At 44.3% G+C, this 15987-nt stretch carries 18 protein-coding genes; 2 read left to right on the plus strand and 16 right to left on the minus strand.

The features are described from left to right. The 7 genes from ACKI5B_RS10265 to ACKI5B_RS10295 form a co-directional block, all read right to left on the minus strand. Window positions 1-404, minus strand: a 404-nt coding sequence (locus ACKI5B_RS10265) for an MATE family efflux transporter (protein ID WP_407428416.1), incomplete at its 3' end; no start/stop codon positions are given. An 18-nt stretch (window positions 405-422) separates the two neighbouring features. Continuing rightward, window positions 423-1688: a nitrogenase component 1 gene (locus tag ACKI5B_RS10270; RefSeq protein ID WP_407428418.1), complete on the minus strand. Its 1266-nt coding sequence runs from the start codon at window positions 1686-1688 to the stop codon at window positions 423-425. A 25-nt stretch (window positions 1689-1713) separates the two neighbouring features. Further along, window positions 1714-3189: a nitrogenase component 1 gene (locus ACKI5B_RS10275; RefSeq protein WP_407428420.1), complete on the minus strand. Its 1476-nt coding sequence runs from the start codon at window positions 3187-3189 to the stop codon at window positions 1714-1716. 26 nt (window positions 3190-3215) lie between these two features. After that, window positions 3216-3974 carry an amino acid ABC transporter ATP-binding protein gene (locus ACKI5B_RS10280; protein ID WP_407428422.1) on the minus strand — a complete coding sequence of 253 codons (759 nt, stop codon included), beginning with the start codon at window positions 3972-3974 and terminating at the stop codon, window positions 3216-3218. Between the two features lie 5 nt (window positions 3975-3979). Continuing rightward, entirely contained in the window at window positions 3980-4642 is a 663-nt protein-coding gene (locus ACKI5B_RS10285) for an amino acid ABC transporter permease (RefSeq protein ID WP_407428424.1), read from the minus strand. Beyond that, on the minus strand, window positions 4639-5349 hold the full coding sequence (locus tag ACKI5B_RS10290; protein WP_407428426.1) for an amino acid ABC transporter permease: 711 nt from the start codon (window positions 5347-5349) through the stop codon (window positions 4639-4641). Before ACKI5B_RS10290 ends, ACKI5B_RS10285 begins: the two co-directional genes overlap by 4 nt. 36 nt (window positions 5350-5385) lie before the next feature. Continuing rightward, complete coding sequence (locus ACKI5B_RS10295) at window positions 5386-6198, minus strand: transporter substrate-binding domain-containing protein (protein ID WP_407428428.1); 813 nt, start codon at window positions 6196-6198, stop codon at window positions 5386-5388. A 334-nt stretch (window positions 6199-6532) separates the two neighbouring features. On the opposite strand from ACKI5B_RS10295, the gene ACKI5B_RS10300 reads away from it, so the two are divergent. Next, window positions 6533-7855 (plus strand): hypothetical protein, encoded by a 1323-nt coding sequence (locus ACKI5B_RS10300; RefSeq protein WP_407428430.1) that lies wholly within the window; start codon window positions 6533-6535, stop codon window positions 7853-7855. Window positions 7856-7906: 51 nt separating this feature from the next. Further along, window positions 7907-8281 carry a RidA family protein gene (locus tag ACKI5B_RS10305; protein ID WP_407428432.1) on the plus strand — a complete coding sequence of 125 codons (375 nt, stop codon included), beginning with the start codon at window positions 7907-7909 and terminating at the stop codon, window positions 8279-8281. A 63-nt stretch (window positions 8282-8344) separates the two neighbouring features. Here the strand turns inward: ACKI5B_RS10305 and ACKI5B_RS10310 are convergent, their stop codons facing one another. The 9 genes from ACKI5B_RS10310 to ACKI5B_RS10350 all read right to left on the minus strand — a co-directional run. Beyond that, on the minus strand, window positions 8345-8590 hold the full coding sequence (locus tag ACKI5B_RS10310; RefSeq protein WP_407428434.1) for a hypothetical protein: 246 nt from the start codon (window positions 8588-8590) through the stop codon (window positions 8345-8347). Then, window positions 8587-9030, minus strand: coding sequence for an ABC transporter permease subunit (locus ACKI5B_RS10315; protein WP_407428436.1), 444 nt, complete (start codon window positions 9028-9030; stop codon window positions 8587-8589). The genes ACKI5B_RS10310 and ACKI5B_RS10315 overlap by 4 nt, the downstream gene beginning before the upstream one ends. After that, window positions 8993-9496: a type 2 periplasmic-binding domain-containing protein gene (locus tag ACKI5B_RS10320; RefSeq protein ID WP_407428438.1), complete on the minus strand. Its 504-nt coding sequence runs from the start codon at window positions 9494-9496 to the stop codon at window positions 8993-8995. The genes ACKI5B_RS10315 and ACKI5B_RS10320 overlap by 38 nt, the downstream gene beginning before the upstream one ends. Before the next feature lie 210 nt (window positions 9497-9706). Then, complete coding sequence (locus ACKI5B_RS10325) at window positions 9707-10798, minus strand: ABC transporter substrate-binding protein (RefSeq protein ID WP_407428440.1); 1092 nt, start codon at window positions 10796-10798, stop codon at window positions 9707-9709. Between the two features lie 33 nt (window positions 10799-10831). Then, window positions 10832-11752 (minus strand): ABC transporter permease, encoded by a 921-nt coding sequence (locus tag ACKI5B_RS10330; protein ID WP_407428442.1) that lies wholly within the window; start codon window positions 11750-11752, stop codon window positions 10832-10834. Then, window positions 11749-12603, minus strand: coding sequence for an ABC transporter ATP-binding protein (locus ACKI5B_RS10335; RefSeq protein ID WP_407428444.1), 855 nt, complete (start codon window positions 12601-12603; stop codon window positions 11749-11751). The genes ACKI5B_RS10330 and ACKI5B_RS10335 overlap by 4 nt, the downstream gene beginning before the upstream one ends. Before the next feature lie 17 nt (window positions 12604-12620). Next, the gene (locus ACKI5B_RS10340; RefSeq protein WP_407428446.1) at window positions 12621-14021 is read right to left on the minus strand and encodes a lanthionine synthetase LanC family protein; all 1401 of its coding nucleotides are present in this window, start codon (window positions 14019-14021) and stop codon (window positions 12621-12623) included. Between the two features lie 14 nt (window positions 14022-14035). Beyond that, window positions 14036-15397 (minus strand): nitrogenase component 1, encoded by a 1362-nt coding sequence (locus ACKI5B_RS10345; protein WP_407428448.1) that lies wholly within the window; start codon window positions 15395-15397, stop codon window positions 14036-14038. A 10-nt stretch (window positions 15398-15407) separates the two neighbouring features. After that, a partial coding sequence (locus ACKI5B_RS10350; RefSeq protein WP_407428450.1) for a nitrogenase component 1 occupies window positions 15408-15987 on the minus strand: 580 nt, incomplete at its 5' end.

A 15987-nucleotide genomic window follows, 5' to 3' on the forward strand; every position in this document is an offset into this window, starting at 1 on the left:
GCTGGCTCAAAAACGCTTTCCGGGACAGAAATCAAACGCAGCACCAGCGGAGAAAAGGCAATTCCCGCCACCGTCATAATCAGGCTGATGAAAAAAGAGCTGAGAATCGCCGTGTGAATCACATCCTGCATACGGCCGATGTTTTTCGCGCCGAAAGCCTGGGAAATCACAATCTGAGCCCCAGTGGAAAATCCCGCGAAAAAGCCTATTACGGTGAAGACGAACTGGGAGGAAGCTCCGATGGCCGCAAGTGCGTCCTTCCCAAGGAATTTCCCCACCACGAAACAGTCCATCGTGTTGTAGAGCTGCTGGAACATGTTTCCGGCGAAGAGAGGAAGGGCAAAAGCGGCAATCTGGGGGAGAATGGCTCCTTCAGTCATGTCGAGGATTCTTGACTTTTGCATCCGAGTCGAAGCCTGCCACTAAAAATGATTGTACAAATCTTCCACAAGGGAGATGCAGCCGTGCGTGCCGACGTGCGAGCGGTTCAGAATCTCCTTGTCGAGACAGGGATTTGATGTGATTGCGAAAAAAGCATTCAGCTTTTGCGCGATTTTTTTCTCATAAGAGCTTCCCATAAAAAGAGTCGCCCGGCCATCGTATTTCTTCGCAATCTGTTCGATTTCATAGACATCATTTTCAAAATAGACATCGGCCTTTCTGGGGCAGTCGAGCTTCTGTATTTCCTCACGGATGCCCTGACGGTCTTTTTCGTAAACTGAATCAGTGAGAATCAGGGCAAGCGGAATATGACCGTGAACATTCACCAAAAAGCGTGCAATTCCAAGAGCCTTTGCACTTTCTCCGACAAGAATAAAGCGGTGCCGTTCAAAATTTCCAAAAAGTGAATCCAGGTACTCGTAGACGTAAAGTTCTTCTTCATAACTGACTTTTTCTACGAGTTCTTTTTTGATTCCAAGTTTTTCTGCCACAATTTTGAGGAATGAAGCAGTATCTTTCGGTCCGACAGGCCAGCCGTTAAATGTCAGTGTCTCGATTCCGAATGCATGCTTGTAGTAAGCGTCAACGTTTTTTGCAAGCCAGGGAGAAAGATTTATGTTGAGCGCGGCGTTCCCGGAATTTTTGAACTGTTCGATTCCGTCGCGCCGGATAAAGAAGGTGTTTGCCTTTACGCCGATTATGGAAAGGATTCTTGTGATTTCCTCAAAATCCCCACGAAGCGTGATGTCTGAACTCGGCGGCTGTCCGTAGATGTTTACCAGAAGCGGATCGGTCTTCGTCTTTTTTGCCAGTGCCTTTACTGTAGCAAGCAGGGCCATGTTGTATCCTGTGTAAGTGTCGCCACGGAATCCTGCTGTATCGATGCTTGCAATCGGATATTTTGAGTCCGAGAATTTTTCTACAACGCTTCCAACATCGTCTCCGTTGATTCCCATTGAACAGCCTGTTAAAACCGCGTAATAATCTCCGTCCATTATTTCAAGGCTTCCGCGGATTGTCTCTTCGAGGCGTTTTGTTCCGCCGAACACGACTTCCTTTTCGTAAGCGTTGGAGCTTGGAAGACCGTGATAGCCACCGAGATAGTAAAGATTCGTTCGGTTTGAAGCCTGCATTGAGCATCCCGGGCTTGCGTGTAAAATCGGAATCGCACGGTAAATATTTCCAATCACATCAAGCGCGCCATGCAGCGAGCATAAATTTCTCGGTCTTTCTATACATTTTTCCATAATTTCAATTCCTTAAATCTGTAGTTTATTCTTCTGGCATCTGCAGATAACTGAACGCGTCTTTTTCATACCATTCTTCACGGTAGGCATTTTTCGAGAACTGAGAAATGTTCCTGTTGAAATTGTTGTTGTCGAGCGCGTCTTCGATTTTTCGTCCGAGATAGAGAACACCCCTGTAACCGAATGTAGGTCGCTTTGAATCGAGGATATGGAGGGAAGGAATTCCAAGCCGGCTTACCCAGTTCGACATTCCGATAAAGACATCAGGCTTATATTTTTTCAGGAGATTGACCTGTTCGTAAGGCTGCATGTCAGCGATGTTTACCAGGAATTCAGAACCGTGAATCTCTTCGAGCCGCTTGAAGTCGTCGATGTAGGCTTCGTCATAATAAGGCGTATGCATGCACAAAAGTTTCATGCCGTAGTCGCCGATGAGTGTCGCAGCGGCAAAACCGCGTCCTGTTCCCGCAGTAAGGCATGCGCGGAGTCCGTCGGTCTTTTTTTTGATTGCCGCAACTTCATCCGCAACGGCAGCACTTTCGCTTGCAATGAATTCTTCGGCTTCCTTTTCTTTTCCTGCGAGCTTTGCGATTGCCCGAAGCCAGCGGTTTGTGCTGCGTGTTCCAATCGGCATACATGTAACCGCATAAGGAATGCCGTATTTTTCGTTCAGAAATTTAATGTATTCGTCGCCGAAAATCTGGCAGACAGAGATATTGTATTCAGCCGCAGGGATTTTCATGATGTCTTCATACGAAGCGTTGTAGGGCAGAATGTTCGCTTCAAGCCCGATTGCACCGAGCATTCGCTTCATTTCCTGTTGGTCGGCCCAGCTCAAAGAATGTGTCGCAAAAAGATTGATGAGGCCTTTCTGTTTTGGCGGGCGCGCATCGCGAATCACATAATTCTGGAGTGTGGCGAGCGCAAGGTCATAGCCCGTGGCATGGTTACGGCTTTTAAAGCCTTCGCAGTGAACCGGAGCAAAAAGAATGTCCTTTCCTTCGATGCGGCGGTATCTTTTTTCCATACGCTCTGCAACCGCATCAATGTCGTCTCCAATGATTGCCGCCGCGCACGACGACAAAATGAACACGATTTTCGGATTGTAGCGTTCAACTGCCTTTTTGATTGTTTCTTCGAGGCGTTTTTCTCCGCCCAAAATGACTTCTTTTTCGCCGAGAGCCGTAGAAATGACATGGCTGTCTGGAGCATCATCACGCCCGCGGTGATGCTTGTAAACATTCAAACGGTCAATCGCACCGAACGCGGCACAGCCTGAGCAGCCGAGCGGCGAATGAATCACCATCACCGTGTCCTGCAAACTCACGAGCGCATTCATGCTGTTTACCTGTACGCACTGGATGCCCTGTTCAAAAGTCCTGTGCGCATTTTTCAGACAGTGCTTCTGCGCTTTTTCACGCAAAGACTGCGATTCTCCGACCTGCACATCCGCAAAACTCGGATGGCTGTCCCGGATTGTGTCCTGAATCTGTTTCGCCATAAAATCCTCTTCTTTTTTTATGCTTACTATAGATTTGATGATAAATCAGTCGGCGGAAGAATCCTTCGCAGGAATTGTTTCGTCCGCTCTTCTTTCGGATAATAAAAAATATCCTTCGGATTTCCTTCTTCAACGACATAACCGCCGTCCATGAATACAACTTTATCCGCCACTTCTTCGGCAAAGCTCATTTCATGAGTCACGACAATCATCGTGTGTCCTTCTTTTGCAACCTGCTTGATGAGCGCAAGCGTCTCACCGACAAGTTCCGGGTCAAGGGCACTGGTCGGCTCATCAAAAAGAATCACTTCGGCATCCAAGGCAACCGCACGCGCAATTCCGACACGCTGCTGCTGACCGCCTGAAAGCTGGCTCGGATAATAATTTTCTTTGTCACTAAGTCCGACCTTTTCAAGTTCCAGCTTTGCACGCTCAACTGCCAGAGCCCTCGGAACTCCATGCCCCGTAACCAGTGCCTCGACGATATTTTCAAGCGCAGTCTTGTTTGCAAAAAGATTGTAATTCTGGAAAACCATCGCCGTTTTTCTCCGGACTGCAAGCACATCCTTTTTCTTTGCGCCGTGCAAATCAATTGTCGTGTCGCCGATTGTAAGAGTGCCTTTGTCCGCACGTTCCAGGAAATTTATCGTGCGCAGGAGCGTTGTTTTTCCGCTGCCGCTCGGCCCGAGAATGACGATTACATTTCCGTCATCGACCGTGAGCGACACATCATGCAAAACTTCGAGATGACCGAAATTCTTTTTCACATGCTCAACTTTAATCATAGAAATCACCTTTTTTTCGCTAAATGTTTTTCAAGCCGCACGAGCAGGAATTCCACAACCGCGTTCACAGCCCAATAGATGATTGCCGCCGCCACATAGCCTTCGACATAACTGTAAGTGTCCGCACACGGAATGGTCGATCCGTTCAGAACATCCACAATTCCAAGCACCAGAACAATTGAAGTATTTTTTATAGAACCGAGCGTATTGTTCGTAAGTGTCGGAAGCGCAACAGGAATCATCTGCGGAATGACGATTTTCCTCAAAGTCTGGAAAGTCGAAAGTCCGCACGCATAAGCCGCCTCATACTGACCTTTTGGAATCGAAAGGAATGCACCGCGCACAGACTCGCTCACGATAATCGTTCGTCCGAGCGTAAAAGTAAAATACGCGAGCAACATCGTTCCGTTCTTTCCCGGCTTAAAACAGCTCAGGTAAATCAGATGGAAGATAAGCAGCGTTACCATGACAGGGATTCCCGAATAGATTGCGACAAAAACCTTGAAGACTTTTTCGACCACAGGAATCTTGAAAATCCGCGCAAGGGCAATCAGAGTTCCAAGCACGAGGGCAATCGCAAGCGGAATGAGAGCCAGTTTGAGCGTGACAGGAATAAAGACCACGCCCGAAAGCAGACATTTCCACAAATATTCAAAACTGAATTTCATGCTGCCCCCGTTCTTACGGATTTTGCGCCGTAAGTCAGATTTTTATCGATTTTCGTGGTGATTGCCGTAAGTGCAAAGTTTATCATCACAAAAAGGAATGCAATAATCAGATAGCTCTCAAGATTGTGTCCCGTCGTAGCTCCAAGAGCCGCCGCACGCCCGATGATGTCGATAACGCCAATCATAAAAACGAGCGAAGTTTCCTGAAAAAGCCCGATGAGCGTAAGTCCCGTTGCAGGAAGAGCAACCCGAGCCGCCTGTGGAAGAACAACCTTCACAAAGGCGTTGAAATCACTGAACCCGCAGGCAAGAGCCGCTTCCCTCTGACCACGCGGAATCGAAAGGATTGCCCCGCGGAAAATTTCTCCCAAGAACACGCCCTGATTCAAAATCAAGGCAAGGTCCACGAAAATGATTTTTTCCCAGCGGCGCGTGTCGATTCCAAAAAGCGAATACAGAAGAATCGGCAGCGCGTAATAAACGACAAGCATCTGAACCAGAAGCGGTGTTCCCCTTTCAAAGGAAATGAAAACAGTCAGAATCTGATTCAGTACGGGAATCTTTTTTATCCTGGCAGTCGCAATCAGAAGGGCAAGGATAAATCCCAGCGAAAAGGAAACTGCCACAATCTCAAAAGTCACCGGCAGCTTCACAATCAGAACAGGAAAGTTTGCAACAACTCGCTGCCAGGAAAACAATTCACTCATAAGCACACCATTTTTCCCGCGCGTGGCGGGAATCAGCTATTTGTTGATATTCTTAGTCGTGTCAGAACCCAAATCTTTAATCGCAAGTTTTGAAAGCTCGCCTGAATCAATCAAAGTCTTGAGCGCGCCGTCAACATCTTTTTTGAGCTGAGGATTGTCCAGATTGAAGATGAAATATGCAGGAGAAGTTGAAATCGGTTCCTCGACAAGACGGAAAATCTCACCGTATTCTTTCTGAAGCTGGTTGAAGCTAGGAATGTTTGTGAAGAAAGCATCATAAGTGCCGTTTTTCATTGCCGCGACAACCTGCTCGTTTGTGAGTGCCGAAGTCAGAACTGCATTAATCTGCTCGTTCGGGTGATCTTCGTTCCAGTGCTGCAAAATTGCACCTGTAGCAGAACCAGTCGAAGCCTGAGCAGTTTTTCCAACCAGGTCTTTAAGGGAATGAACCTGTGTGTTTTCCTTCAAAACGACGATATATTTTGAGAAGTCATTGTAGCCATACTCGGTGAAAAGATAATTCTTTCTTCGCTCAGGATTTGATTCATAAGCATGCGCACCGATGTCAACTTTTCCTGCTGAAAGGGCAAGAAGGATGTTCTTAAAGTCAAAAGTCTGGAATTCAAATTTGTACTGGGGCAAAAGCTCGTCAATCGCCTTCATGACGTCAATCTCGTATCCTGCAAGCTCGCCTTTTTCATCAAGATAGCAATAAAGCTTGCTGTCCGAGCCTGTGCCGACGATGACAGTCTTTACATCAGATTTTTCTTTTTTGCAGGAAAGCATACTAAAAGCCAAGGCAAGAGAAAGGGTGGCGACAGAAGCGATTTTCAAAAGATTTTTTTTCATAGATACCTCCTCGTAGGCTTAAAACCTAGCGATATAGTAGGTATACAAAATTTCGCAAATCCTTCCTAATACAATTTTTTTATGAGAGTTATAGGATTTTTTTATAATTAAGAACGCTCATGCCAACTGTCAGCGAGAGTTATAAAAAAAATCTATACATCAAATCAGAAAAAAATATTAGGCAAGATTTTTTATTTTTTGTATAAAGCACAGCAAGTCGGTAGATTTTGAAAAAATCTGTTGAATAAAAGCACTGGTTATCCTCCTTAGTTTCCAGTGCTTTTTCAAAATTCTTTGTATGAAGAATTTATTTCATTTATTAACGAGGTCTCTTATGAAAAAAGTCCTAAAAACACTAACTGCTGTGTCAGCAACCTTCGCTGTCGCCCTCTCTTCGCTTTCAGCGGAAATTACAATCAAAGAACAGGCTCGAATCCGAACGAGCGTGTATTCATATTCAAAGCCAAAAGATGGTGATGAATCATCGAAATTGTGGAATCTTAAAAATGCAAGCGCAGCCGATTACCTTAATTTCTATGCAAATAATGAATATGCCGGAGTCGCGATTGAATCTGTTATCAATGCGGGAAATCAGGCGCAGACAGGTGCAATCACATTTGATACATATTACGGTTACTTGAATTATGGCGATTTGAAATTCACATTCGGTGATTTCGACAGCCGCTTTACAAACCGCTACAATGTGACTGCAACAGAAGCCGGTTTGCTCGATTCTGATTTTGCAAAATTCGGTCTTTCAAATAAACTTACGCTCGGACTTAAAACAACCGCCGGAGCTACAACAACATCAATTATACAGGCGACCGCAGCTCCGGATAGTGAGTATTCAGAAACAAGTACGGGCTCTGGCGTTTGGGTTAAAACGACAACCGCAGCGGGTACTTCTTCCGTTGAAACCGTCGGAAAAACATGGCTTTATGATTTTGGAAATGTTGCGCAGAGTGCAGGCGGTGAAAATCTTTCTTTGCTCGCAGATTACACGCTTAGTGATATTGCGAACGGCAAATTGCTCATAAAAGGCGGGCTTATCGAATATGCCTATGATACGACAAAAAAATTCAGCCAGCTTGCCGGCTATATTTTTGAAGCAACTTGGCAAGGAGAAGTCGTAAGCCTCGATTTGATTTTCAAAAACCCCGAACACAAAGCATTTGGTGGCGGTGCATATCTCACACTTAAGCCAGTCGAAGGGCTCGCCGCAGTTCTCGGTTTTACCGGTGGCGTTCAAAAAGATGTAGTTGACCTTGCCTTTGCCGTTGACGCTCGTTTCCAATATGCTTTCACGGAAGCCTTTAAAACAACGCTGGTTGCAAAATATTCTTCTTTGAAACTTGACGGTGCTCGCGACCCAGAAACAGGATTAGAAGTGGGTGCCGAATTTTCTTATGTTGCAAATGAAACACTTACCTTTGCACTTGACGGTAGACTTGATTATGTTGACCTCGACAACAACGACAAGTTAAATTTGGGTGAAAATACCGTCACAGTTTCTCCACGGGCAAAAATTAGTGCGGGTTCGGCAGCTGCAATCACGGCAGCCGTTGAATTCACGCAGGCTCTTAACACGAGCGATGATTACAAAGCTGCAACAAAAACATCCGTTGCAATTCCTGTGATTTTCCGTGTAAAATTGTAGCCCAAGACGAAAGCCGAGTCGAAAATGACTCGGCTTTTGCAGGAGAACACAATGGAAACAATCGAAACAAAATCCGCCCCCGCCGCAATCGGTCCGTATTCACAGGCAATCGTCGCAAACGGCTTTGTCTACACTTCGGGGCAAATTCCCATAAATCCGCAAAGCGGCGCAATCGAAGCCGAGGGAATCGAACAGCAAGCCGAGCAAGCAATCAAAAACTTGGGTGAAATCCTCAATGCCGCGGGAACAAACCTTTCAAAAGTCGTAAAAACAACCTGCTTCCTCAAAAACATCGCCGACTTTGCCGCATTCAACGCCATTTACGAAAAGTATTTTGTGAGCAAACCCGCCCGCAGCTGCTTTGAAGTCGCCGCGCTCCCCAAAAACGCGCTCGTTGAAATCGAAGCAGTCGCCGTTCTCGAATAGGAGCAGCAATGCAAAAAGGAATGACCATCGTGTACCCCGTGCATTCGGGGCTGTACATCAACCTCACGAACCGCTGCCCCTGCGCCTGCACTTTCTGCATCCGCCAAAAAAGCGACAGCGTGTACTAGCAAAATCCGCTATGGCTAGAGCACGAGCCTTCCTTTGAGGAAGTAAAATCCGCGCAAGGGCAATAAGAGTTCCAAGCACGAGGGCAATCGCAAGCGGAATGAGAGCAAGTTTAAGCGTTACAGGAACAAAGACTGCGCCTGAAAGAAGACATTTCCACAAATATTCAAAACTGAATTTCATGCTGCCCCCGTTTTGACGGATTTTGCGCCGTAAGTCAGATTTTTATCTATTTTTGTTGTAATTCCTGTAAGCACAAAGTTAATCAAAACAAAAATCACCGCAATAATCACATAACTTTCAAGACTATGCCCCGTTGTAGCTCCAAGTGCTGAAGCGCGGCCGATTATGTCAATTACTCCAATCATAAAAACAAGTGAAGTTTCCTGAAAAAGCCCGATTAAAGTAAGACCCGTTGCAGGAAGAGCCACACGGAAGCCTTGCGGAAGCACAATCTTTACGAAAGCCTGAAAATTGCTTAATCCGCAGGCAAGTGCCGCCTCTTTCTGACCTTTTGGAATTGAAAGAATTGCACCTCGAAAAATTTCACCCAGAAAAACGCCCTGATTCAAAATCAATGCAAGGTCAACGAAGATTATTTTTTCTGATTCTTGCGGTCGCAATCAGAAGGGCAAGGATAAAGCCCAGCGTGAAAGAAACCGCAACAATCTCAAAAGTTACCGGCAGCTTTGCAATCAAAACCGTGATATTTTTTGTGGTGTCAGAGCCCAAATCTTTAACAGCAAGTTTTGCAAGTTCGCCAGAATCAATAAGTTGTTTTAAAGCACCGTCAACATCCTTTTTAAGCTCAGGATTGTCCAGATTGAAGATGAAATATGCCGGTGAAGTTGATATCGGTTCCTCGACAAGGCGGAAAATTTCGCCGTATTCCTTCTGAATCTGATTAAAGCTCGGAATGTTTGTGAAGAAAGCATCGTAAGTGCCGTTTTTCATTGCCGCAACTACCTGTTCGTTTGTGAGAGCCGAAGTCAAAACTGCATTAATCTGTTCGTTCGGGTGGTCTTCATTCCAGTGCTGCAGAATTGCTCCCGTAGCAGTAGTTTTTCCTTCTTTCAGGATTTGATTCATAAGCATGAGCTCCGATGTCAACTTTTCCTGCTGAAAGGGCAAGAAGGATGTTCTTAAAGTCAAATCTACATAGTAGGTATATCTGAATTGAGAAAAAAGGTCTGATATAAAAAAATTATAAAGGATATAGGAAAAAAAACTATACCCCCGCAGCAAAGGTTTTCTTGAACTGCAGGGGCTGCTTTAGGTTTATATGATTTTTGATGTGTCCTATAAATAGTTTTTATCAAAATCAGGATAATGATTGTTATGCTCAACAAAGTAAGTCCACATATTTTTGTATATTTGTTCATTCGGATTTTCAGCAATCACCTGTTTGAGTGCATCAGCATAAACTGAAATATCAAAGAATTCCTGAATGTCGCGGCCATTTTCTACAAATTTGATTCTCTTCATTGTGTCATAAATGTCGCTTACACCGTTAAAATTCGGATCAGGATTGAAAGTGATTCCGCCGTTGGTTGTCGGATCAAGCACATATTTTCTAACGAAATCCTCTTCAAAACGCTCTTTTTTAAGTGCACTGATTACGGCATCAGGATTTTCTTTGTAAATTTTAAAAGCTTTGATTTCAGCTTTCAGAAATCTTATGAATGCTTCCCGGTCTTCGCGGATTCTTTTTCCGTTTGCTGTGAGGCGGCAGCACACATAATCAGGCTGAAGGTCATTTAGATAAAACAGTTTTACTAGTCCCATGTTTTCAGCAGTGTCAAAATAAGTGCGGGAAACATGTGTAGCATCAACTATTCCTTTGACTGTTGACTGAAGCTTTGCTTCTTCACCGTCCATGTATTTTATGTTTCCCTTGATATCAATTCCTTTGTCACGCTGGAAAACCGTACGCAAATGAAGTTCCGAAGTTGAGTTCAAAAGAAGCCCCAGTTTGATGTCGCCCCAGTTGTCAGGATTCCTGTATTTTTCGGCGGCATCTTTGTTTGCATAGTATGCCTCTCCGCCTGACTGACTTCCGCCAAAAAGCACAAGATCCGCTCCCTGAGCTGCACTTGCAACCTGAGCGATAAAACTCGTGAACGTCATGTCGAATTTTCCGACAGTCAGCGCCTCGACATAAGCATTCCTGTCAGTCTGGAACAGCTTTACGTCAAGTCCATGTTCGTCAAAGATTCCGTCATGCTGTGCGATTGCATACAAGGGGCTTCCGACGCTTCCGCCTGCACCGTAGTTTCCCGCCGTGATTGTGTACCGTTCTTCCTGTTTCGCAGTTTTTTTCCCGTTGCAGGAAATCACTGCCAGCGAAGAAAGTGCCGAAAGAACCAGTATGATTTTTTTTCCATTTTTCATATTTGTACCTCTAAAATATGTTTTACGAGTTTTTTAGTAATTCCACTTAATTAAGTGTTTTTTCGCGATGTCAATTCCCGTGTTCAGCAGGGTAACGACAAGACCGATAAAGATGATTCCCGCGATTGCCTTTGTGTAGTTCGCAAAGTTAAGCGAAAATCTTACGTAATAGCCCATTCCGCTGTCAGCACCGAGCATTTCCGCCACCGTAAGAGTCATCAGGGCCGTTGCAAGCTGAATCGGAAGTGCATTAATCAATCGCGGCATGTTGAAAGGAATAATCACCTTGAAAAGAATTGTCGGTGTCGAAAGATTCAGAATACGTGCCGAATTGATGATTTTCTTTTCGACAAATGCCGTATTGTTGATTGAGCCCATGAAAGCTCCCCAGAAGATACTCAGAAAAATTACACAGAAGGATGCCACCCTGAAAGTCGGCATGATTAAGACTATGTAAGGCGTGTAAATGAGTGCCGGAACCGTTGAAATCGCCTTTGAAACAGGATAAACAGCTTTAGTAAGTCTTTCATTCCAGCCTACAAAGGTTCCCAGCAGGGTAGCTACAAAAAGAGCTGAAACCATGCCAATGAGAATCAGAATCATTGAATTAACAAATCCAATTAAAATTGTATCCCAATCAGAAAGAAAAACGTAGAAGACATTCTCTGGTGCAGGAATAAATATATATGGCAGCAGATTTAATCTTGATACGAAAAATTCCCAGATTAAAAGAAAAGCATATACAAAACTTGTTATGTCCAGTGCGGCTCTTCTTTTTTTGGCTTTTGAATAATTGAAATGGAAAAGTACTTCAATCAGAATCAGAACAATTGCGAAAATCAAGGGGGATTTTAATCCGCTCCGCATTTCTACAGCATATTTGCTCGGAAGCAGAAAAGATGCAAAAATCAGCACAAAAAGCAGATTCGGAATATTTAGGATTCGTTTTATCATAAGCCTACCTCATTTTCATTTACATAGCTTGTTACATCATTATAAAAAAGATGATTCAGTTTCTGATTGAGTTTTTTATACTCTTCAGTTTCATAAACGGCTTCCCTTACCCGCGGACGCGGAATGTTCACGTCGATTACCGAATGAATTCGAAGCGGCATCATGAATACAATTCTGTCAGCAAGAAGAATAGCTTCGTTCAAATCGTGAGTTACGAAAACTACGGTTTTTTTATGTTCATCTTCCCGCCAGAGTTTAAGAAGAAGCGCCTGAAGATTTTCACGAATTTTTGCATCCAGAGCACCGAAAGGCTCGTCCATCAGCAAGATTTCTGGGTTGCAGGCCATTGCACGCGCGATTGCAACACGCTGCTGCATTCCGCCCGAAAGTTCGCCCGGCAGTTTGTCCTCAAAACGGTTGAGCTCAACCTTGTGCAAAAAATCTTCGGCGATTGAATCCGCTTCTTTCTTTGAAAGTTTTTTTCCGCGTTTTTTATTGGTTTCGTAAACGGCGAAAGAAACATTTTCCTTTGCGGTCATCCAGGGAAAAAGCGAGTAATTCTGGAAAACGACGGCCCTCTCCACGCCCGGGGAGGTCACGACCTTGCCGTTAATCTTGACTTCACCGCTTGTTGCCCTGTTCAGTCCTTCGAGAACTGAAAGCAAAGTACTCTTTCCGCAGCCGCTCTGACCTACGATGCAGATAAACTCTCCTTTTTTGATGTCCAGATTTATATTCTTCAAGGCCTCGTAAGTTGTTTTTTCCGATTCATAAACAAGGCCGAGATTTTTGATTTCAATTGCAGTTTCAGCAGATTTTTCAAAATCATAAGTTGCAACATATTCACTCATTGGCATTTTCTCCATTTTTAAGCAAGTCTGGCAGGAAAGGGATCATCAACGGCACGGGGAGCTTCGAAAATGCCTTTTTCCGCCTGATAAAGTGTAGCGAGCGCCAGAGAAACACCGCCAGCTCCGTCATACAAACCGATTCTTGTGGATGCAACATCAGGATTCCTTCGGTGAACAAAAATCCATTTCACCTGAAGCTTGTCCTTATCGACCGGGACCCGTTCATTGTGCGGATCGTATTCATCTGAACGGATTGCATCTCCTGCAATTACCCTTCCGCAGCGCCGTGCATAGTTGAGCCATTTTTCATCTTTTGTCTCAGCCCAGAGCCCCAGAAAAGTATTGAGGATTCCGGCCGTACCGCAGCAGAAATTGTGTGCCCAGTAGCCCGGAGACTTAATTTCAGGAGCACCGGCCGCAATAATTCCTTCCGCATAGTTGAAAGCCTCTTCAAGCCATTTGTGCTCGCCGGTGACTTTGTAAAGTTTGTACCAGAAACGTGTCGTTCCCGCAGGTCCGTGACAATATCCAAGGAAGAACAAATCGCTGTTTTTTTGAAGTCCGTGGGCAAGCGCCTTCGCTCCGTTTTCGCTTTTGACCGCGACGCTTTCAAGATACTCTGGGATTCCTTTTACGGCCTCAAAAAATACCTTGTCGCCGCTTTCTTCATAAAGACGAAGCAGAGTATAGCCAACGCCTGCAGTTCCCATCGGAAAATTCGGATCAACATAATCATCCGAGCCGCTGAAGAATGACAAATCAACTCCGTCATAAGCGATTCCGACCTTCTGTTTCTTTCCCTTGTTCAGGAAAAATCTTCCGGCTTCAATAGCGAATTCCTTCCATTTTGGATTATCAAGTTCTTTAGCTGCGTAAAACAGAGTGAGTATAGAACCTGCATTTCCGACGATTCCGTTGAAGCTCGACCAGTACCAGCCGATTCCATCAGGAGATTTTTTTGCCTCGCTGATTTTTGTGTCCAGAATTTCCGTGACGATTTGTTTGTAATTTTCTTCCCCGGTTACCTTGTAAAGGGCAATCAGAACATAGCTGATTCCAGCCCATCCGGTTGTAAAAGCGAAATCAGAGAAATTCCGCTTCAGTTCCCTTTTGTTTTTCCATCTCCAGATAAGATATTTTCCGCCCTCTAGCGCAGTATCCAGATATTCTTTTTTGTGCGTAATTTTGTACAGATGAAGGTTCAGATAAACCTGACCTGCCGTTCCCGCATAAAAAGTGATGTCGTCATAATAATTGTCTTTGACAGCCTTGTTAGCACCAAGCGGAGGAACATCATCAATCGTGTATGTGATTCCGGCCTGTGCTTTTTTGATTTTTGTATTGATGAACCTGACGTTTGCTTCTGCCAGTTCCAGATATTCTTCCGGTTCGATTTTTGAAAATATTCCGTGTGCCATTTTAGTGCCTCCCGTTATTGTTTTCCCAGTTTTTCCTGGAATGTCTGACCTGTAATTGTCTTACCTTCAAACATTGTGTTGTAAATGTCTTCCATAAGTTTCAAGCCCCCCTGATAGCCAACATAACTTTTTGAAAGAATCAGCTGCTGGTTTACAGGTGCGCTGGAATACAAAAAGATATTTCCGCTTGCTTTCGTGTAGTTCCGTTCCCAGTCGCTTCCAAAAACTACTGCACGGCCGGTTTTCTGGAGTTTTTCTTCTGTTGCAAATTTTATTTTTTCGGAATCAGGCTCGAATGCCAGAATGTCCTTATATTCCGGGAATTCAGACTCAAAGATTTTCTTGACTTTATCTTCATTTTTCTGACTAGGATTGTCGGTAACGAAAACGCCCTGTGGAATATAGCCAAGTTCTTCCTCAAGGAATTTTGTGATTCCAAAAGAAGAAAGGCTGTCGCCGCTTATGTAAAGTTCGTATGGAAGATTGATTAAAAGAGTGGCAAAAAAGTCCGCCGTGCCGACAAAGTAGTCGTAGAAGATTTTTTCTTCCCTTGTTATGACTTTTTCGACAAAACTTTCTTCCAGACCTGCAAATTTTCCGACTTCACGAAGGAATTTTGAAGTTTCGGAACCTCCAACAGGCAAAATTGGATAATGAAGGAAAGGAGTTCCGTATTTTTTCTGAAGATATTCAACGGTTTCCAGACCAACCCATGGAGAAACAAGAAGGTTGAATTGTGCGTCAGGAATATTTTTCCATTCAGAAACGCCTTCGCTTGAAACGCCGAAAAGAATGTTTACTTTAAGACCGAGTTTTTCAAGAAGAAGTTTCAGCTGCTGCAAGTCTCCGCGCCAGAATGGATTCTGTGCAGGAACGTCAGCAAAAACGTTCACAAGTCCTTTTTCAACATTCGGCTCGACATCTCCAACAAACTGGTCGATTATCGCCTTGACGACAATTTCATGTCCGATATAGGAATTTCCCTTGAAGCCCGAAGTTTCCGCACCAACAACAGGATATCCCCTCTCGGCAAATTCTTCTGCTACGCTCTGTGTATTATCACCGATAATACCGGCTGTACAGCCGGAAAGCAGGACAAAAAGGTCGCCTTTCATAACCTTAAATGCGCCTTCAACCTCGCTTCTCAAATCCTTTTCGCCTCCAAAAACGACATGGCTTTCATTTGTGTTTGTAGAAGGAATCTGGTTTCCGCCTGCGTAACATTCTCCCTGATAGCCAGATTGTGTAAAGGTATTTACTGTTGCCGCACATCCTGGACCTGCATGAACGACTGGAATAGCATGTGGAATTGCAAGAACTGTATTCTGTGCGCCTAGTGCACATGTAAATCTTGGTTGTGAAATAGAGCCTTTCATATATTTTCTCCTAGTTGTTTTCCACGAAATAGAATGGGTCTGTTGATTCATCAAACCACCAGTCTGAGTATGGGAAAATTGTATGTTTTGCAAAGTTTTTATATAGTTTTGCTGTCAACATGGAACGCTTGATCCGTCTGCCCAAATCAAGTATTCCGTTATAACCGACAGCTTTATCTGAGTCATTTTCCATGATTGCAGGAATTCCAAGCTTAAATCCAAGCACTGCAAGACCCGGATGACGGACAAGCAGAACGTCAGGCTTTAATTTTTTCAATAGTTTGACGACCTGATATGGCTGCTTGTTACAAACCGAGACATTTGGAATATTACCGACGTTTTGAACAAGATATTTCGCAGTATTGACTTCAGGATTGTCATATTTTTTGTCGTGGTGATATGTCGTTACACCAACAATCTCAAGTCCCAAATCATGAGCGACGCTTGTAAGATTGTGTGCAAAAGCATCTCCGGCAAAGACATAGGCTTTTTTGCCCTTGAAAAATTCACGTAATTCGTTCAATTCTGGGGCAATTCGGTCGTGTTCACTCCGGATTGCGGCTTCTACAATCGATTGCTTTCCTGTCAAG

The organism is Treponema sp., assembly GCF_045657965.1.
GTDB lineage: Bacteria > Spirochaetota > Spirochaetia > Treponematales > Treponemataceae > Treponema_D.